Source organism: Mesorhizobium sp. f-mel, from assembly GCF_053850215.1.
This window is the reverse complement of record NZ_JBSPTO010000024.1, coordinates 37,540-56,264: the sequence shown is the minus strand read 5'-3', so window position 1 is coordinate 56,264 and position 18,725 is coordinate 37,540. Positions and strand designations below refer to the sequence as shown.

The following is an 18,725-nucleotide window of genomic DNA, read 5'->3' as shown; positions in this document are numbered from 1 at the left end:
GCGGACAGGTATGAACGCGGCATTCGACATCAAATCGCTGGTCCAGGAAATCGACTACGGCACGCCCGCTTTGGAAGCGGAACAGCAGGTGACGCTGACGGTCGACGGCAAGTCGGTGACCGTGCCGGCGGGGACCTCGATCATGCGCGCTTCGATGGAAGCGGGCGTCGAAATCCCCAAACTCTGCGCGACCGACATGCTGGACTCGTTCGGCTCCTGCCGGGTCTGCCTCGTCGAGATCGATGGACGCGGCGGTACGCCGGCCTCTTGCACGACGCCGGTCGGCGAAGGCATGGTCGTGCACACGCAAACCGACCGCCTCAACGCCATCCGCCGCGGCGTGATGGAACTCTATGTCTCCGACCACCCGACCGGCTGGAACGAGAAGGCCGGCACAGGCGCCAGCGAGTTCGACAAGGTCGCCAACACGGTCGGTCTGACCGAGAACCGCTATGGCGTTGACGGCCGCAACCACGTCAAGCAGGAGAACGGCGTAGCGCCCGGCCATGGTTCGCTGGCTGTCGACTACATCGCCCGCGATGAATCCAATCCTTATTTCACCTATGATCCCGCGCAATGCATCGTCTGCTCGCGTTGCGTGCGGGCCTGCGAGGAGGTGCAGGGCACCTTCGCGTTGACCATTGAGGGCCGCGGCTTCGAATCACGCATGGTCGCCGGCATGCACGAGGATTTCATCGCTTCCGAATGCGTATCCTGCGGCGCCTGCGTGCAGGCCTGCCCGACCGATGCGCTGCGCGAGAAAACGGTCCTTGCCAAGGGCCTGCCGGAGCGCTCGGCCGTCACCACCTGCGCCTATTGCGGCGTCGGCTGCTCGTTCAAGGCCGAGGTCAAGGGCGACGAGGTCATTCGCATGATGCCCTACAAGGAGGGCAAGGCGAACCACGGACATTCCTGCGTGAAGGGCCGTTTCGCTTACGGCTATGCGACCCACAAGGATCGCATCCTGTCGCCGATGATCCGGGAAAAGATTACCGACCCCTGGCGGGAGGTGAGTTGGGAAGAGGCGATCGCCCATACGGCCAAGGAATTCCGCCGTATCCAGTACCAGTATGGACGCACCGCGATCGGCGGTATCACCTCCTCGCGTTGCACGAACGAGGAAATCTATCTCGTCCAGAAGCTGGTGCGGCAAGGCTTCCGCAACAACAATGTCGATACCTGCGCGCGCGTCTGCCATTCGCCGACCGGCTACGGGCTCGGCCAGACCTATGGCACCTCGGCCGGCACGCAGGATTTCGACTCCGTCGATTACACTGACGTCGCCGTCATCATCGGCGCCAATCCCGCTTCCGCCCATCCGGTGTTCGCCTCGCGGCTGAAGAAGCGGCTGCGCCAGGGCGCCAAGCTGATCGTGCTCGATCCGCGTCGCACCGAGATGGTCAAGTCGGCACATATCGAAGCGGCCTATCACCTGCCGCTGAAGCCCGGCACCAATGTGGCGGTGCTGACGGCGCTGGCGCATGTCATCGTCACCGAAGGTCTTTTCAACGAAGCCTTCATCCGCGAACGCTGCGACTGGGCGGAGTTCCAGGACTGGGCTTCTTTCGTCGCCTTGCCGGAAAACAGCCCAGAAACCGTCGGCAGATTGTCCGGCGTCGATCCCGAGCTGATCCGCGGCGCGGCGCGTCTCTATGCCACCGGCGGCAATGGCGCGATCTATTACGGCCTCGGTGTGACAGAACACAGCCAGGGCTCAACCACGGTGATGGCGATCGCCAACCTCGCCATGGCCACCGGCAATATCGGCCGGCCGGGCGTCGGCGTGAACCCGCTGCGCGGCCAGAACAATGTGCAGGGCTCGTGCGACATGGGCTCCTTCCCGCACGAACTGCCCGGCTATCGCCATATCTCCGGCGAAGCCGTGCGCGACATCTATGAAAGCCTGTGGGGCGTGAAGCTGGACGATGAACCGGGCCTGCGCATTCCCAACATGCTGGATGCCGCCGTCGACGGTAGCTTCAAGGGCATCTACATCCAGGGCGAGGACATTCTGCAGTCCGACCCTGATACCAAGCATGTCGCGGGCGGTCTTGCGGCGATGGAATGCGTCGTCGTGCACGATCTCTTCCTCAACGAGACCGCGAACTATGCGCATGTGTTCCTGCCGGGCTCGACCTTCCTCGAGAAGGACGGCACCTTCACCAATGCCGAGCGCCGCATCAACATGGTGCGCAAGGTTCTGGAGCCAAAGGCGCGCTACGCCGACTGGGAGGCGACGCAGGAGCTTGCCCGCGCGATCGGGCTGGACTGGAACTATCAGCATCCTTCCGAGATCATGGAGGAAATCGCCAAGACGACGCCAAGCTTCGCCAACGTCTCCTTCGAGCTGCTCGACCGTGTCGGATCGGTGCAGTGGCCCTGCAACGAGAAGGCGCCGCTCGGCACCCCGATCATGCATGTCGATGGTTTCGTGCGCGGCAAGGGTAAGTTCATCCGCACCGAATATGTGGCGACGGATGAGCGGACCGGGCCGCGTTATCCGCTGCTGCTCACCACCGGCCGGATCCTCTCGCAGTACAATGTCGGCGCCCAGACGAGGCGCACCGAGAATGTAATGTGGCACGCCGAGGACCGGCTGGAGATCCATGCGCACGACGCCGAGAACCGCGGCATCCGCGAAGGCGACTGGGTGCGGCTGGCGAGCCGTTCCGGCGAGACGACGCTGCGCGCGCTGATCACCGACCGGGTGTCGCCGGGCGTCGTCTATACGACCTTCCATCACCCAGACACGCAGGCGAATGTGATCACGACCGACTTCTCGGACTGGGCAACCAACTGTCCGGAATACAAGGTCACCGCCGTGCAGGTGGCGCCGTCCAATGGCCCGACCGACTGGCAGAGGGACTATAACGAGCAGGCCCGCCAGAGCCGGCGCATCGCCCCGCTGGAAGCGGCGGAGTAGTCTTGGCCGCGCGCCGCAAAGCAACGACGCAGATATCGCGGCTGGCACACCGCGCCAGCGGCACTGCGGCCGTCAACCGCATGGTGCCGGAAGAGACGCCGGTGGCGTTCTCCTTCGCCGGCACCACGCATGCGGTGATGATGGCGAGCCCGGCCGACTTCGAAGATTTCGCGCTCGGCTTCTCGCTCACCGAGGGCATTATCGCTGCGCCAGAAGAGATCGAGGCGATCGAGGTCGAGGATCTCGGCGCCGGGATCGACATCCAGATCCGGTTGAAGGACCGGGCCAACGCGCGCTTCCAGGCGCGGCGCAGACGGCTCGCCGGCCCCGTCGGCTGTGGGCTATGCGGTATCGAGTCGATCGAGGAAGCGATGCGTTCGGTCGATGCGGTCGGTTCGTCCAAGCTTACGCTTGGTGTCGAGGACATCACCCGCTCGGTCAAGCTCTTGTCGAAGGTGCAGCCTCTGCACACGGAGACCGGAGCGGTACATGCCGCCGGCTTCTACGTGCCCGGCAAGGGCATCGTCATGGCGCGCGAGGATGTCGGCCGCCACAACGCCCTGGACAAACTCGCCGGTGCGCTGGCGAAAGCCGGTATCTCAGGCGCGTCGGGCGCGGTCGTGGTGACGTCGCGTGTCTCGGTGGAGATGGTGCAGAAGACGGCCGCCATCGGTGCTGCCATCATCATCGCCGTTTCGGCGCCGACCGCCCTTGCCATCCGCACGGCCGAGACCGCCGGAATGACGCTGGTGGCGCTGGTGCGCGGCGATGATTTCGATATTTTCACCCACCCTGACCGGGTGGTTTGCGGAGTTGCCAAGCATGTCGCATGACGAGGACCACATCACCAGCACCAGGGAAAAGCTGGTGCGCATGGCCAACCAGATCGCGGCCTTTTTCCATTCCAAACCGCGCGAAGAAGGCATTGCCGGCGTGGCCGAGCACATCAACAAGTTCTGGGAGCCGAGGATGCGGCAGCAGTTCTTCGAGATGCTGGACAGCGGCACCGAGAATTTCGACGAGCTCGTGGTGGCCGCTTCGGCCAGGATCAAGCGACCAAAGACGCCCGAGCAGGCTGACATGAGCCTTGGCTACACCCAGCCTACGCAGGCCGAAAGCGCGGGCCCGCTGAAATAGCCTAAAGCGCGTCGCATTTGAACAGATTCATGCGACGCGCTTTAACTTTTTGTTTTTGGCGCATGTCGTTATCGCAAAACCGCTGCGCACTTTTGCGCGACATGCACTAGGAGCCGCCAAAGGGTCCTATATTCCAGTCCTCTAAACTTTGGCTGCCGCAAACGGCTTGGCTCTGCTATGGTTGACGATAGGAAATCGTCTGGCCGGGCGGGGTCGTTGCGTGAGGCCGATCGAGACCAGATATGCCCGTAGCGGTGACGTGCGGATCGCCTATCAGGTGGTCGGCCGGGTTCGTTCGATCTCGTTTTCGTGCCGGGCTTCATTTCCAATCTCGACCTGCACTGGGAAGACGAAGGCTAGAGCCGGCTGCTGAAGCGGCTTTCAGCCTTCTCGCGGCTGATCCTGCTCGACAAACGCGGCACCGGTCTGTCGGACCGCATCGATACTAATCACCTACCTAGCCTTGAAAACACGCATGGACGACGTGCGCGCGGTGATGGTCGCCGCCGGCAGCAGGCGTGCGGCATTACTCGGTGCTTCGGAAGGCGCGCCGATGGCGATGCTGTTCGCCGCCACCTATCCGGAGCGGATGCGGGCGCTGGTGCTCGAGCTTCGACGGACCAGCGCGCGCCATACGCTGCGCGGTGGCGCTGCGTGATGCGGCACAGGGGATCGGCGTGGCCAGCGCGCAGAGCGTGCATGTTGGCGAGATTGAATCGCGCGGGCCGCCAACGGGGCTGACCGCGCGCGTGACGATGCAGCTCGCCGCCCAGGCCGCCCGCGGCAACATCCTGGCCGTCAACGGGAAGAAGGGAGACTACCCGTGCGCAACCATCACATGGCGGACGGCCGTGTAGTCTTCCAAGGCATATAGTGACATGTCCTTGCCGTAGCCGGACTGTTTCAGCCCGCCATGCGGCATCTCATTGGTCAGCATAAAATGGGTGTTGATCCAGGTGCAGCCATATTGCAACCGAGCGGCTGTCGCCATGGCGCGCGAGACATCCTTGGTCCACACCGAGGACGCGAGGCCATAGTCGCTGTCATTGGCCCAGTTCACCGCCTCGTCGACCTCGGAAAAGCGGGTAACGGAGACAACCGGCCCGAATACTTCGCGGCGCACGATCTCGTCTTCCTGCAGCGCGCCGGCGACGACGGTTGGCTGGTAGAAGAAGCCGGAGCCCTCGCCCGGCTTGCCGCCGGTGGTGATCTCGATGTGCTTCAGTTCCGAGGCGCGCTCGACGAAGCTCGAGACGCGGTCGCGCTGGCGACGTGAGATGAGCGGCCCGATCTCGTTCTCGGTGTCGTCGGAGCGGTTGTATTTGATGGTCGAGACGGCGGAGGAAAGGTCGGCGACGAGCTTGTCGTAGATCTTCTTGCCGGCATAGATGCGGCAGGCGGCAGTGCAGTCCTGGCCGGCATTGTAGTAGCCGAAGGCGCGCAGGCCATTGATCACCGCGCCGAGGTCGGCATCTTCGAAGACGATGACCGGCGCCTTGCCGCCGAGTTCGAGATGCGTGCGCTTGACCGATTTGGCTGCCGCCTGCAGCACCTTCTTGCCGGTGGCGACGTCGCCGGTGATCGAAATCATGTTGACTTTCGGGTGGTTGATCAGCGTGTTGCCGACGCTGTCGCCGCGGCCGAGCACAACGTTGACGACACCTTCCGGCAGGATTTCAGCGAGGATCTTCGCCAGCTTCAGCGAGGTCAGCGGCGTCTGCTCCGAAGGCTTGAAGACGACGGTGTTGCCGCCGGCAATCGCCGGCGCCAGCTTCCAGGCCATCATCATCAGCGGATAGTTCCAGGGCGCGATCGAGGCGACGACGCCGATGGCATCGCGGCGGACCATCGAAGTGTGACCGGGGATGTATTCGCCGGCGACCTGGCCGGGCATCGAGCGGACAGCGCCGGCAAAGAAGCGGTAGCAGTCGACGATCGCCGGGATCTCGTCGTTGAGCACGGCATTGATTGGCTTGCCACAATTGAGCGCCTCGAGGGCAGCGAAATCTTGTGCCGCGGCCTCGACGCGATCGGCGATTTTTAGGAGATAACCGGAGCGCTGCGCCGGTGTGGTGCGCGACCAGGTGACGAAGGCCTTTTCGGCCGCCAGCACCGCTGCCTCGATCTGCGCCTGGCTCGCTTCGGGCAGGTTGAGGATGGTTGCCCCAGTCTTCGGATTGAGGATTGGTTCCTCGGTTTCGGTGCCCTTCTCGAATTTCGAGCCGATCAGCATCTTGGTGTCCATGGAAGTCTCTCCCTTATGGATTCTTGACGTCATTTGCCCGAACCGGCGATCTGGTCGCCGTCGCGGGTGAGGTAATAGGCGACGAGGATGGGCAGCAGCGTCACCAGCACGACGACCATGGCGACGACATTGGTGACCGGGCGCTGGCGCGGACGGATCAGTTCTTCCAGCATCCAAATCGGCAGCGTCTGCTGCTGGCCGGCGGTGAAGGTGGTGACGATGACCTCGTCAAACGACAGCGCGAAGGCAAGCATGCCGCCGGCGAGCAGGGCGGTGGCGATGTTGGGCAGCACGACATGGCGGAAGGTCTGGAAGCCGTCGGCGCCAAGGTCCATCGATGCCTCGATCATCGAGCCGGAGGTGCGGCGAAAGCGGGCGACAGCGTTGTTGTAGACAACGACGACGCAGAAGGTGGCGTGGCCGAGCACGATCGTCCAGAACGAGAACGGAATCTCGGCCAGCGAAAAGGCTGAACGCAGCGCGATGCCGGTGATGATGCCGGGCAGCGCGATCGGCAGGATGACCAGCAGCGAGATGGTTTCGCGGCCAAAGAACTGTGTTCGCGACACGGCGGCCGCGCAGAGCGTGCCGAGGACCAGGGCGACGAGCGTCGAGATAGCGGCGACACGCACCGACAGCGACAGCGACTGCCACACGTCCGGGCGGTTCCAGGTGACGGCGAACCATTGCGTCGTCAGCCCCGGCGGCGGCCAGACGAAGCTCCTTTCCTCGGTCGTGAAGGCATAGATGAAGATCAGGAATATCGGCAGATGCAGGAACAGCAAGCCGCAGGCAGCGGCGATCTTCAGGCCGAGAGGAGCGGATGGTGAGCCATCAGAGCGCATCGAAGGCCCCCATGCGCTTGGCGCCCCAGAGGTAGAAGCCCATGATGACGATGGGCACCACGGTGAAGGCGGCGGCGAGCGGGATGTTGCCGGCGGTGCCCTGCTGCGAATAGACGGCCTGGCCGATGAACAGCCGCGAGGTGCCGATGATCTGCGGGATGATGTAATCTCCGAGCGTCAGCGAGAAGGTGAAGATCGAGCCGGCGACGATGCCCGGGAGCGCCAGCGGGAACAGCACGTTGCGGAAGGTCTGGCCGGGCGAGGCCCCGAGATCGGACGAGGCCTCGACCAGATTGCCGGGCACGCGCTCGAGTGCCGCCTGCACCGGCAGGATCATGAAGGGCAGCCAGACGTAGACGAAGACGATGAAGGTGCCGGTGGACGACACCGACAGGGAATTACCGCCGACGATCGGCAGCGACAGCCAGGCATCGAGCAGCCATAGAAGATGCAGCTTGGCGAGCAGCCAGGTCAGGATGCCTTCCTTGGCGAGGATGAGCTTCCAGGCGTAAATCTTGACCAGATAGCTCGACCACAGCGGCAGCATGATGCCGAGATAGAACAGCGCCTTCCAGCGGCCGCGCGCATAGCGCGCCGTGTAATAGGCGATGGGAAAGGCGATGATCGCGGAGGCGAACGTGACCAGGGCCGCCATCGTCACCGTGCGCAAGATGATGTCGAGATTTGCGGCCTGCAGCAGATCGCCATAGGTCTTCAGCGTGAATTCACGGTCGATGAGGCCGGAGAATTCGTCGATCGAGAAAAAACTCTGCAAGAGCAGTGCGAACAGCGAGCCGATATAGACGATGCCGAGCCACAGTACCGGCGGCAGCAGCATCAACAGCAGCAGGAGCTTGGGCCTGCGCCAGAACAGGTCCGACAGCGCGCCGCGCAAGCCGCGCGCGCGAGGAAGGAGGGCTGGGGCAGGTTTTGCCTGGGCAGCGGTCAGAGTCATGGTTTCTTCGACCGGTTGCGTTCCTTCGCGCCCCCCTCTGTCCTGCCGGACATCTCCCCCACAAGGGGGAAGATCGGATCTCGCGACCACTTTCGCCAATCACCAACGTTGCAGAAGAGGCGCCACTGGCGAAGCTGCCGATCTCCCCCCAAGTGGGAGAGATGTCCGGCAGGACAGAGGGGGGCGCCGTGAAGCGCCTTGTCTTGGCTATTAGCGACAGTTGCCGAAAGCGCCATCATGCCGGCTCGTCCATAAGATGCAAATGCTCGCGGTTGAAGGTGAGCACGACCGCCTCACCTTCCTTCGGCAAGGCGGCACCGGCCGGCACGATCGCGTGCAGGCGCAAGCCGTCGGCGTCGAGCGCCAGTCTGGTCGTGGCGCCGAGATAATTGGTCGAGACGAGACGAGCGGCAACGCCATCGCCCTTCGCCGCCCGGCCGATGCGAATGGATTCAGGGCGCAGGCTGCCCCAGCGATGCTGGCCGGAATAACGCTGGACGAAATCCGGCGGCAGCACATTGGACGAGCCGACGAAATCGGCGACGAAGCGCGTCTTCGGGCGCTGGTAGATGTCCTCCGGTGTGCCGATCTGCATGATCTTGCCGTCGTTGAAGACGGCGACGCGATCGGCCATCGACAGCGCCTCGCCCTGGTCGTGGGTGACGAAGACGAAGGTGATGCCGAGCGCCTTCTGCAGCGACTTCAGCTCCTCCTGCATGTTCTCGCGCAGTTTGAGGTCGAGCGCGCCAAGCGGCTCATCGAGCAGAAGCACCTTGGGCTGGTTGACCAGCGCGCGGGCGAGCGCGACGCGCTGGCGCTGTCCGCCAGAAAGCTGGCTGGGACGGCGGGCGCCGTAGCCGGGAAGCCGGACCAGCGAGAGCGCCTCCTCCGCCGCCTTCTGCCGCTCGGGCTTGCCGACGCCCTTGACCATCAGGCCGTAAGCGACGTTGTCGAGCACGTTCAGATGCGGGAACAGCGCGTAGTCCTGGAAGACGGTGTTGACGTTGCGGCGATAGGGCGGGACGCCTTCGGCGCGTTCGCCGAAAATGGAGATCGACCCCGATGTCGGCTGTTCGAAGCCGGCGATTAACCGCAGGCAGGTCGTCTTGCCGGAACCCGAAGGTCCAAGCATGGCGAAGAACTCGCCCGGCGCGATATCGAGGTCGACCACGTCGACGGCGCGCACGCTGCCGAAATGGCGCGAGACTCTGGCGAACGAAACGGCGGAGGTCATGGGCTGTCCCAGGCTGATCAAATTCAGGCGACGGCGCTGCCCCTCATCCGCCTGCCGGCACCTTCTCCCCGTATAGTGACGGAGAAGGGGCTAGCCGCAACGCTCGCGATCCCCCTCTCCCCGTTCTTCACGGGGAGAGGGTAAGGGTGACGGCAGGGCTGCGCTCTCACAACGAGCGAGACGGACTCACCGCCCGCCGATGACGCCGATATAGTCCGACACCCAGCGATAGTAAGGCACGCACTGGTCCTGGGTGGCGCACTTCGACACCGGCGTCTTCCAGAACTTGATTTTTTCGAAGTTGTCGTAGCCGTTGGTCTTGCAGCCTTCGTCGCCGAGCAATTCGTTGCCCTTGCAGGCAGCCGGCACCACTGGGAGCGAACCGAACCAGGCGGAGACATCGCCCTGCACTTTCGGCGACAGCGAGTGCTCCATCCACATATACGCGCAGTTCGGGTGGGCTGCGTCGGCCGCCAACATGGTCGTGTCGGCCCAGCCGGTGACGCCTTCCTGGGGAATGGTCGAAGCGACGGGCTTCTTGGCGGCAATCAGCGTGTTGACCTGATAGGGCCATGAACCGGAGGCGACGACGCCTTCGTTCTGGAAGTCATCGACCTGGATGGCAGCGTCATGCCAGTAGCGTCCGACCAGCGTGCGTTGGACGCGCAGCAGATCGAGGGCGGCCTTGTACTGATCCTCGGTCAGCTCGTAGGGATCCTTGATGCCGAGCTCCGGCTTGTGGAACATCAGATAATTGGCAGCGTCGGCGATGTGAATCGGCCCGTCATAGGCCTGGACGCGGCCCTTGTTCGACTTGCCGTCAGGCAAGGTCATCTCCTCGAAGACGACGTTCCAGCTCTTCGGCGCTTCCTTGAACACCTCGGTGTTGTACATCAGCACATTCGGTCCCCACTGGTAGGGGGCGCCGTAGTGGACGCCGCCAACCGTGAACCACGGCGCATCCTTCAGCCGGTCGTCGACCGTGCTCCAGCTCGGGATGAGATCGGTGTTGATCGGCTGGACCCGCTTGCCGGCGACGAGGCGCAGCGAAGCGTCGCCCGAGGCGGTGACGAGGTCGAAGCCGCCCTCATTCATCAGCGCGACCATCTCGTCGGAGGTGTTGGCGGTCTTGATGTTGACCTTGCAGCCTGTGTTCTTCTCGAAAGACGTGACCCAATCATAGTTCTTGTCGGTTTCGCCGCGTTCGATGTAACCAGGCCAGGCGACAACGTTGACCTGGCCTTCGCCCTTGCCGAGTTCCTTGACTTGGCCGATCGCCTGGCCGGAGAAGGCCAGCGCGACCGTCAATGCAGTGCACGACTTCAGGAATGAGTTCATCATCGATCTCCCATTTGAGGGGCCGCACTGTCGCGGCGGCTTTGGTCCCTGATTGTGAAAGTGCTGTGAAATTTCCGGTTTCGCAAATTCATTTATCAGAATGGCGATATCGATTTTTCCGATAGATTAACGACCAATCTTCTCCGGCCGCTGACGGACCATCCGCTGCGACTGTGCAAGCCCGATGAAGTCGCGCGCGGCCTGGGGCAGGCCGGAGCCGCGCCGCCAGACCGTGCCGACCTGAACAACCGGCAAGGAGCCCGAAATATCGCGCGATTCGATGCGGTCGCCTTCGAGCGACCATGGCCGGTAGACGAGGTCGGGCAGCAGCGCCACGCCGGCGCCGGTAGCGACTAGGCTGCGCACCGCTTCGACCGAGCGGGTGCGGAAGGCGACGTGCGGCTTGGCACCGATCGCCGCCAGCAGTTTTCCGGTATTCTCCTCGATCTCGTCGACGGTCAGCATGATCAGCGGCTCCGAGGCGATATCGCCAATGCCGATGATGTCGGCGCCGGACAGCGGATGGCCAAGCGGCAGCCATAGCCGATAGGCCGAGACTTCGAGAATTTCGGACTGCAGGGCGGTGCGGTCGCGCAGGTTCGAGGTGACCATGACGGCGATGTCGAGCTTGCCGCCGATCAGCAGATGTTCGAGGTAATCGCCATTGTCCTCGATGGCCGAAATCTCAACGCCCGGATAGGCGCGGCGATAGCGGGCGAGAAGGTCCGACAGCACATAGCCGGCGACCAGCGAAGTGACACCGAGTTGCAGCCGGCCGCCCGCCGCCGCTTGCTCGCCGAAGAAGGCGCGGCGCGCGTCGGAAACGTCGGCAAGTATCTTTGTCGCGTGGCGCAGGAACTGATGGCCCTTGTGGGTGATGTTCAGGCCGCGCGGATGGCGCTCGAACAGTTCGACGCCGAGATCGCCTTCGAGCTCCTTGATCGCCTCGGTGACCGATGATTGCGAGATGGACAGATTCTGCGCAGCACCCGACACCGTGCCTTGCTCGGCGACGGCGATGAAGAATTGCAATTGGCGGATTGTGAAGGCCATCGCCGAACTAAACACCGGGACAGCAAGGAAGAAAAGCCGCCGATCTCAGGCTCACCGCTTTACTGCTCTGGCCAGGTCAGGTCCCGCTATCGTCACCGGCAATGCTGAGCCGTGCGCCCGCTTGCCCAAGGGCGGAGGCGATGGCGCGCGGCGGCGGCCGATCGGTGACGAGTTCGGAAAAACCGTCGAGGCCGCAGACCTGGACGAGGCCCTGGCGGCCGAACTTGGTGTGGTCAGTGATGACGAGCGAGCGCTGGCCGCGCGACAGCACCATGCGGGCGAATTCCGCCTCTTCCAGATCATAGTCCATCACGCCCGTGACGGCATCGACCGCACCGGTGGAGATCACCGCATGGCTGACGGAAAAGCGGCTGACGAATTCGATGGCCGAGACGCCGAAGGCGGCGCCCGAATCGCTGCGCAGTTCGCCGCCGGCCATATAGACCTTGTTGCCGTTGACGGTGGCCAGCGTGCGGGCGATATCCGAAGAGTTGGTGACCACCGTCAACCGCCGGTGGCCGAGCAGCTCGCGGGCTAGGAAAGATGTGGTGGTGCCGGTGTCGAGCATGATCGATTCGCCGTCGCGGATGGTTGCGGCAACCATGCGGGCAATGGCGCGCTTGGCATCGGCATTCTCGCGCATGCGCCGCTCGAATGGCGCCTCGCCGGCCATCGACGGCAGGCCGACGGCGCCATGCATCTTCAGGATCGAACCGTCAGTGGTCAGCGGCTTGACGTCGCGGCGCACGGTCTCCAGCGAGACGCCCAGCCGGTCGGCCAGGCTGGCGATGGTGACGGTGCCCTCTTCCTGCAGGAGACGCAGGATTTCGCCATGCCGCTTGGAATGGATCATCGGGTTCGCCCAATCGGGTTGTTGCGCTGCTGACCGGTTCTAAGGCAAATCGGCCACAGTTCATAAGGAATCCTAAAGGATTCGGGCAAGAAGACAAAAAAAGCCACAAGTTTTCGTTGACAGGCCGGATCACATGGCGTGACACTGGCTCGTGACAGGCTCGGAACTGCCACGGGAGAACGATGGCAGAGCCGCACCAAATTTCGCCTGCCCGAACGTCTGGAAAATCGTCTGACGTAAGGGAAAAGGACTGTTTCGAATCCGCGGGGGCGGATGCCGGTGTCGAAGAACCCGGCACAGGGACTCGTCGGTGCGGTGCGGGATACCGATCCTGGCATCCCGCACCGACGAGATTTTCGCATTGCTCCCTCCTGCCGGCCGCCATCTTTGTCTCGCCCGTGGCGTCTTGAACCCCGCCCAACGAGGGATGAACCTGTGACCGCCGAAGACCGCATCCGCGCCCTGCCCTGCTGGACCGGCAGCATCGAGATCGCGCCGCTGCCGGGCGGCCTGAGCAACGCCAACTATCTGGTCAAGGACGCAGCTGGGCGGCATGTCGTGCGCTTTGGCCAGGACTTTCCATTCCACCACGTCTTTCGCGAGCGCGAGGTGATGACCGCGCGCGCGGCGCACGCCGCCGGCTTCGCGCCTGCGGTCCACCATTCCGAGCCCGGGATCTTGGTGACGGAATTTCTCGGCGCCAAGACCTATGTCGCGGAAGACGTACGCGCCAATATCGGCCGCGTCGCCGCCCTGATGCGCGGCTTCCATCGAGAGATGCCCAATCATGTCTCCGGCGCCGGCTTCATGTTCTGGGTGTTCCATGTCATCCGCGACTATGCGCGCACGCTGGAGGAAGCCGGCAGCCGCATGCGAAGCGAGTTGCCGCGGCTGCTGACGCTAGCGGACGAACTCGAACGGGCGCAGAAACTGCTGCCGATCGTCTTTGGCCACAACGATCTCTTGCCGGCTAATATTCTCGACGACGGCCATAGACTGTGGCTGATCGACTTTGAATATGCCGGCTTCAACACGGCGATGTTCGACCTCGCCGGCGTCGCCTCGAACGCCAGCATGAACGACGAGGAGTCCTTCGCCTTCCTGACTGCCTATTTCATGAAGGAGCCGGACGAGGCGATCCGCCGCTCGCATGCGGCCATGCAATGCGCATCGCTGCTGCGCGAGGCGATGTGGAGCATGGTTTCCGAACTTTATCTCGACGCGCCCGGCATCGACTACGTTGCCTATACCGACGAAAACCTGACGCGGCTCGATGCCGCGCTGGAAAACTACCGAACGAAATACGGACAGAAATCATGACATTGCCCGCTCACGCCGAGATCGTCGTCATCGGCGGCGGCATCATCGGCTGTTCAACGGCCTATCATCTGGCGCGTGACCACAAGGCCGATGTCGTGCTTTTGGAACAGGGCAAACTCACTTCGGGGTCCACATGGCATGCGGCGGGGCTGGTCGGCCAGTTGCGGTCTTCGGCCTCTATCACCCGCGTGCTCAAATATTCGGTCGATCTCTACAAGGGGCTGGAAGCCGAAACCGGGCTGGCCACCGGCTGGAAGATGACCGGGTGCCTCAGGCTCGCTATCAATGCCGACCGCTGGATCGAGTATAAGAGGCTGGCGACGACGGCGAAAAGCTTCGGCATGGATATGCAGTTGCTGTCACCGGCCGAGGTCAAGACAATGTGGCCGCTGCTGGAGGCCGGCGATCTCGTCGGCGCCAGCTGGCTGCCGACCGACGGGCAGGCAAGCCCTTCCGACATCACGCAATCGCTGGCCAAAGGCGCGCGCATGCATGGCGCCAGACTGTTCGAGGATGTCCGCGTTACCGGCTTCGACATGAAGGATGGCCGCATCACCGCGGTAAAGACCAACAAGGGGGATATCGCCTGCGGCAAGGTGGTGAACTGTGCCGGACAATGGGCGCGGCAGGTAGGCGCCCTTGCCGGCATCAACGTGCCGCTGCAGCCGGTGAAGCACCAGTACATCGTCACCGAAAGAATAGACGGGTTGGCGAGCGATGCGCCGACGATCCGCGACCCCGACCGCCGCATTTATTTCAAGGAGGAGGTCGGCGGGCTGGTGATGGGCGGCTATGAGCCGAACCCGCAAGCCTGGACGACCGGTCTTCCCGGCGACGATGTCCCTGATGACTGGGCGTTCCGGCTGTTCGACGACGATTACGATCATTTCGAGCAGCATATGAACCAAGCGATCGCGCGGGTTCCGGCGCTCGAAACCGTCGGCGTCAAGCAGATGATCAACGGGCCGGAGAGTTTTACGCCGGACGGCAATTTCATTCTCGGCGTGGCGCCCGAATGCGCCAACATGTTCGTCGGCGCCGGCTTCAACGCCTTCGGCATCGCGGCGGGCGGCGGCGCCGGCTGGGTGCTGGCGCAATGGGTGGTCGACGGCGAGGCGCCACTCGACCTGTGGGTGGTCGATATCAGACGCTTTTCCGACCTGCACCGCGACCGGCAATGGGTCCGCGACCGCACGCTGGAAGCCTATGGCAAGCACTACACGATCGGTTTCCCGCATGAGGAGTATGTCACGGGCCGGCCGCGGATCGTGTCGCCGCTCTATGAACGGCTGCAAAAGCACCGCGCCGTGTTCGGCTCCAAACTCGGTTGGGAGCGGCCGAACTGGTTTGCGCCCGAAGGCGTCGAGCCGAAGGACATCTATTCGATGGGCCGGCAAAACTGGTTTGCGCCGGTCGGCGACGAGCACCGGCACGTGCGCGAGAACGTCGGTATTTTCGACCAGTCGTCCTTCGCCAAATACGAAATGACCGGTGCGGATGCGCTGAAGGCGCTCGACTGGATCTGCGCCAACGACGTCGCCAAGCCGGTCGGCCGGCTCACCTACACGCAGCTTCTCAACACGCGCGGCGGTATCGAGGCCGACTTGACCGTGGCGCGGCTCGGCGAAGAACGATTCTACGTCGTCACCGGCACCGGTTTTAGGACGCATGATTTCTCGTGGATCGGCGACCATGTCGGCAGCGAGCTCGACGTGACGCTCACCGATGTCACCGAGGATTTCGGCACGCTTTCGCTGATGGGACCGCGCGCCCGCGACGTGCTGGCTGCGGTGACCGATGCGGACGTGTCGAACACCGCTTTCCCGTTCGGACATGTGCGGGAAATCTCCATCGCCGGCCACACAGTTCGGGCGCTGCGCGTCACCTATGTCGGCGAGCTCGGCTGGGAGCTGCATGTGCCGATCGCGGCGACGGGCGAAATCTTCGACGCGCTGATGGCGGCGGGCGAGAAGCACGGCATTCGCCCGGTCGGCTACCGGGCGCTGGAATCGCTGCGGTTGGAAAAAGGCTACCGCGCCTGGGGCTCCGACATCACGCCCAATGACACGCCGCAGGAGGCCGGCCTCGGCTGGGCGGTGAAGCTTCGCAAGAATACCGATTTTCTCGGACGGCGGGCGCTGGAAAAGATCAGCGGCGCTGCGCTGAAAAAACGCTTTGCCGGCTTCACGGTCGAAGATTGCGAGATCGTGCTGCTCGGGCGCGAAACGATCCTGCGCAACAGCGAGCCGGTCGGCTACCTGACCAGCGGCGGCTATGGCTACACGGTCGGCAAGAACATCGGCTACGGCTATGTGCGCAACGCCGATGGCGTCAGCGACGATTTCCTCGCCTCCGGCGACTACGAGCTGGTGGTGGCGATGGAGCGGACGCCGGCAAAAATCCATCTCGAGCCGCTTTACGATCCGGCGGGAGCAAGAATCAGAGCCTAATGCATGTCGCGCAAAAGTGCGCAGCGGTTTTGCGATAACGACACGCATAAAAACAAGAACCTAAAGCGCGTCGCATGAATCCGTTCAAATGCGACGCGCTTTAGACCAGCTCACGCGCAGAACGAGGCCGCGGCTCGGCACGGTGTCCGCCTCGCCCGGCATGGAGACATAGGGCGACGTCTCCTCGGCACGCGTGACGACGCGCTTCGTCTCGAGGTCGGCGACCGCGCGGCAAAACCGGCGCCTATAAGCACCGAGCTTGAGTCCGTACGTCAGATCGAGAACCGCTCTAGGGTTACTGAGATAAAACGCTATTCACTTTTCCTGAAACTTGTCTAGCGTTTCACCTGGATTCTACACATTCGAGACTGTTTTTCTATGACGAGGGCACAATATGCAAATAAACGAAATCAAGGAGAAAAAGCAGAAGATTATCGAAAGGTTCGGCCCCTGGACGGCAGGTTCCATCCATCTGGCCGATCAAATTGACACGTTCGATGAGCCGCACTGGGACGCCCGATTGAGGCGCTTCGTGCAGATCGCTGCAGATCTTGCGGGGAAGCCGTTGGAGAAGCTTCGCGTTCTGGACCTGGCGTGTCTCGAGGGGCAATACGGGATCGAGTTCGCGCTCCATGGGGCCGACGTGCTCGCCATCGAGGGTCGGGAGGCGAACCTTGAGAAGGTGCACTTCGCTAAGGAGGTACTCTCCCTGGACAACCTCGAACTCGCCCTAAATGACGTGCGCAACCTCGACGAGGAGCGCCATGGTCGTTTCGATGTTGTTCTATGTTTGGGGATCCTTTACCACTTGGATACTCCGGATGTCATGGACTTCGTGGAGAGAATCTCGAAGGTTTGCGGAAAAATATCAATCATCGATACCCATATCAGCCTCAGCGACGAAGCGTCGTACACTTGGAAGGGGAAGACCTACTGGGGCAGGTATAGCAAGGAACACGATACTGATGCGACCTCCGAGGAGAAGCTGGCAGCGCTCTGGAACTCGCTCGACAACCCGAAGGCCTTCCTCTTCACGCGTGCATCGCTCTGCAACCTACTCCGACACGTGGGCTTCACGTCCGTCTACGAGTGCTTGAACCCCTACGAGTATCATAATCCCAAATGGCCGCTGGCTGCAGAAGGGGACAGGCATGTCGTCTGGAGGGATCGCATCACCCTGGTTGCTATCAAAGGGCGGAGTCAGCCACTGCTCTCCTCGCCCATTACGGACGCATCGCCCGAGATCGATCGCCCCGAAAGGCCAGAGTATATCGAGCAGCTCCCGTGCATTACCGGAGTGCGCAGAAGGTCGAGAGGTCTGCGGTCGCGATTGAGCAGGTTCCTGCCCGGCCCTGTGAAGGCAGTGCTGAGGAGGATAATCCAATGAAATGTCGGACAGACGCCGGCGTTGACGCACCTTCACCGACGGCTGCAAGCCGCCTGACTTCCCCGGAGGCGTAAAGGAGGTCGGCTCTTGGGCACTTTTGATACTGCTGGCGAAGTCGGAAATAAGCCCAGTTCGGGGGCAACATGTTGCTTGTAAACTCGGGCTGTCAATTGTCTAGCCGCGGCCAAATTGGCTTCGCCAGCAGTATCACTTTTGGTGACATCGAGCGCACGGGAACCTTAACGAGGGGAATGGAAGAATGATCAGTTCACGCGCAGAACGAGGCCGCGGCTCGGCACGGTGTCCGCCTCGCCCGGCATGGAGACATAGGGCGACGTCTCCTCGGCACGTGTGACGACGCCCTTCGCATCGAGGTCGGCGATCCGCGCGGCAAAACCGGCGTCCCACAGCGTTTTCTTGACCGTCAGCACGATTATCCCGCCCGGCCGGCAAATGCGGATCAGTTCGTCGAGCCCCTCGGCGCCGACATGGCCCGAGGTGAAGACGCCGGCCGATATGATCCCGGCATAGGCATTATCGGCGAAAGGCAGCGGGCCGCCGAGCGCCAGGCAGTGAAGCGCCGAATAGACGCCCTTGCGCTCCGCTTTGGCCAGCATGCCCGCCGAGATGTCGAGTGCCTCGACCTGCGGATAGCCCGCGATCTTCAGCCACTCGCCGATGAGCCCGGTGCCGGCACCGGCATCGAGGAGCGGTGCCGCGCCGCGCGGCAAGTGGCGGGCAAGCAGGGCGAGGCAGATGGTCGGATGGCGATAACCGGCCGCCGACATGTCGGCGTCGTAGGTGTCGGACCAGCGGTCGTAGAGCGCCGCCACTTCTTCAGGCCGCTTCGCTGCATAGGCCGCGGCGAGCGCGCCTTCATTTTTCCTGTCCGCCATCGCAGTCCCGTCCGCAAAATCAAAGTGCAGCAGCGTCCTTCCGCGTCCGATAGGACCGTGCGGCGCTGGAGTGAATCGCATGCCGCCGA

Annotated in this window: 15 protein-coding genes; 7 read left to right on the top strand and 8 right to left on the bottom strand. The window is 63.1% G+C overall.

Annotated elements, in window-relative coordinates:
• The first annotated feature begins 10 nt into the window (after positions 1 to 10).
• The 4 genes from fdhF (at position 11) to ACWUKX_RS23860 (ending at position 4,718) form a co-directional block, all read left to right on the top strand.
• A complete protein-coding gene (gene fdhF / locus ACWUKX_RS23875; protein WP_456009344.1) occupies positions 11 to 2,923 on the top strand; it encodes a formate dehydrogenase subunit alpha in 2,913 nt (970 codons plus the stop codon).
• Between the two features lie 2 nt (positions 2,924 to 2,925).
• Entirely contained in the window at positions 2,926 to 3,756 is an 831-nt protein-coding gene (gene fdhD / locus ACWUKX_RS23870; protein WP_455839922.1) for a formate dehydrogenase accessory sulfurtransferase FdhD, read from the top strand.
• The gene (locus ACWUKX_RS23865; protein WP_455839921.1) at positions 3,746 to 4,060 is read left to right on the top strand and encodes a formate dehydrogenase subunit delta; all 315 of its coding nucleotides are present in this window, start codon (positions 3,746 to 3,748) and stop codon (positions 4,058 to 4,060) included. The genes fdhD and ACWUKX_RS23865 overlap by 11 nt, the downstream gene beginning before the upstream one ends.
• Before the next feature lie 475 nt (positions 4,061 to 4,535).
• On the top strand, positions 4,536 to 4,718 hold the full coding sequence (locus ACWUKX_RS23860; RefSeq protein WP_456009343.1) for an alpha/beta fold hydrolase: 183 nt from the start codon (positions 4,536 to 4,538) through the stop codon (positions 4,716 to 4,718).
• Between the two features lie 159 nt (positions 4,719 to 4,877).
• Here ACWUKX_RS23860 and ACWUKX_RS23855 read toward each other — a convergent pair whose 3' ends face one another.
• The 7 genes from ACWUKX_RS23855 to ACWUKX_RS23825 form a co-directional block, all read right to left on the bottom strand.
• On the bottom strand, positions 4,878 to 6,305 hold the full coding sequence (locus tag ACWUKX_RS23855; RefSeq protein ID WP_456009342.1) for a gamma-aminobutyraldehyde dehydrogenase: 1,428 nt from the start codon (positions 6,303 to 6,305) through the stop codon (positions 4,878 to 4,880).
• 29 nt (positions 6,306 to 6,334) lie between these two features.
• On the bottom strand, positions 6,335 to 7,150 hold the full coding sequence (locus ACWUKX_RS23850; RefSeq protein ID WP_456009341.1) for an ABC transporter permease: 816 nt from the start codon (positions 7,148 to 7,150) through the stop codon (positions 6,335 to 6,337).
• Complete coding sequence (locus ACWUKX_RS23845; protein ID WP_456009340.1) at positions 7,140 to 8,105, bottom strand: ABC transporter permease; 966 nt, start codon at positions 8,103 to 8,105, stop codon at positions 7,140 to 7,142. Before ACWUKX_RS23845 ends, ACWUKX_RS23850 begins: the two co-directional genes overlap by 11 nt.
• Positions 8,106 to 8,340: 235 nt before the next feature.
• Complete coding sequence (locus ACWUKX_RS23840; RefSeq protein WP_287087537.1) at positions 8,341 to 9,339, bottom strand: ABC transporter ATP-binding protein; 999 nt, start codon at positions 9,337 to 9,339, stop codon at positions 8,341 to 8,343.
• Positions 9,340 to 9,525: 186 nt separating this feature from the next.
• On the bottom strand, positions 9,526 to 10,677 hold the full coding sequence (locus tag ACWUKX_RS23835; RefSeq protein ID WP_456009339.1) for an ABC transporter substrate-binding protein: 1,152 nt from the start codon (positions 10,675 to 10,677) through the stop codon (positions 9,526 to 9,528).
• Between the two features lie 126 nt (positions 10,678 to 10,803).
• Complete coding sequence (locus ACWUKX_RS23830; protein WP_065005986.1) at positions 10,804 to 11,730, bottom strand: LysR substrate-binding domain-containing protein; 927 nt, start codon at positions 11,728 to 11,730, stop codon at positions 10,804 to 10,806.
• A gap of 76 nt (positions 11,731 to 11,806) precedes the next feature.
• Positions 11,807 to 12,583 carry a DeoR/GlpR family DNA-binding transcription regulator gene (locus ACWUKX_RS23825; protein ID WP_065005987.1) on the bottom strand — a complete coding sequence of 259 codons (777 nt, stop codon included), beginning with the start codon at positions 12,581 to 12,583 and terminating at the stop codon, positions 11,807 to 11,809.
• Between the two features lie 435 nt (positions 12,584 to 13,018).
• Between ACWUKX_RS23825 and ACWUKX_RS23820 the strand changes: the two genes are divergently transcribed.
• The 3 genes from ACWUKX_RS23820 (at position 13,019) to ACWUKX_RS23810 (ending at position 17,740) form a co-directional block, all read left to right on the top strand.
• On the top strand, positions 13,019 to 13,903 hold the full coding sequence (locus ACWUKX_RS23820) for a phosphotransferase family protein (protein WP_127318217.1): 885 nt from the start codon (positions 13,019 to 13,021) through the stop codon (positions 13,901 to 13,903).
• On the top strand, positions 13,900 to 16,353 hold the full coding sequence (locus ACWUKX_RS23815; protein ID WP_456009338.1) for a GcvT family protein: 2,454 nt from the start codon (positions 13,900 to 13,902) through the stop codon (positions 16,351 to 16,353). Before ACWUKX_RS23820 ends, ACWUKX_RS23815 begins: the two co-directional genes overlap by 4 nt.
• 394 nt (positions 16,354 to 16,747) lie before the next feature.
• Complete coding sequence (locus tag ACWUKX_RS23810; RefSeq protein ID WP_455839913.1) at positions 16,748 to 17,740, top strand: class I SAM-dependent methyltransferase; 993 nt, start codon at positions 16,748 to 16,750, stop codon at positions 17,738 to 17,740.
• A gap of 263 nt (positions 17,741 to 18,003) precedes the next feature.
• Here ACWUKX_RS23810 and ACWUKX_RS23805 read toward each other — a convergent pair whose 3' ends face one another.
• Complete coding sequence (locus ACWUKX_RS23805) at positions 18,004 to 18,636, bottom strand: class I SAM-dependent DNA methyltransferase (RefSeq protein WP_456009337.1); 633 nt, start codon at positions 18,634 to 18,636, stop codon at positions 18,004 to 18,006.
• Positions 18,637 to 18,725 lie beyond the last annotated feature (89 nt).

Coding starts and splice junctions, on each gene's coding strand:
- fdhF (WP_456009344.1), top strand. CDS start 11: ATGAACGCGGCATTCGACATCAAATCGCTGGTCCAGGAAATCGACTAC.
- ACWUKX_RS23865 (WP_455839921.1), top strand. CDS start 3,746: ATGTCGCATGACGAGGACCACATCACCAGCACCAGGGAAAAGCTGGTG.
- ACWUKX_RS23860 (WP_456009343.1), top strand. CDS start 4,536: ATGGACGACGTGCGCGCGGTGATGGTCGCCGCCGGCAGCAGGCGTGCG.
- ACWUKX_RS23855 (WP_456009342.1), bottom strand. CDS start 6,305: ATGGACACCAAGATGCTGATCGGCTCGAAATTCGAGAAGGGCACCGAA.
- ACWUKX_RS23850 (WP_456009341.1), bottom strand. CDS start 7,150: ATGCGCTCTGATGGCTCACCATCCGCTCCTCTCGGCCTGAAGATCGCC.
- ACWUKX_RS23845 (WP_456009340.1), bottom strand. CDS start 8,105: ATGACTCTGACCGCTGCCCAGGCAAAACCTGCCCCAGCCCTCCTTCCT.
- ACWUKX_RS23840 (WP_287087537.1), bottom strand. CDS start 9,339: ATGACCTCCGCCGTTTCGTTCGCCAGAGTCTCGCGCCATTTCGGCAGC.
- ACWUKX_RS23835 (WP_456009339.1), bottom strand. CDS start 10,677: ATGAACTCATTCCTGAAGTCGTGCACTGCATTGACGGTCGCGCTGGCC.
- ACWUKX_RS23830 (WP_065005986.1), bottom strand. CDS start 11,730: ATGGCCTTCACAATCCGCCAATTGCAATTCTTCATCGCCGTCGCCGAG.
- ACWUKX_RS23825 (WP_065005987.1), bottom strand. CDS start 12,583: ATGATCCATTCCAAGCGGCATGGCGAAATCCTGCGTCTCCTGCAGGAA.
- ACWUKX_RS23815 (WP_456009338.1), top strand. CDS start 13,900: ATGACATTGCCCGCTCACGCCGAGATCGTCGTCATCGGCGGCGGCATC.
- ACWUKX_RS23810 (WP_455839913.1), top strand. CDS start 16,748: ATGCAAATAAACGAAATCAAGGAGAAAAAGCAGAAGATTATCGAAAGG.
- ACWUKX_RS23805 (WP_456009337.1), bottom strand. CDS start 18,636: ATGGCGGACAGGAAAAATGAAGGCGCGCTCGCCGCGGCCTATGCAGCG.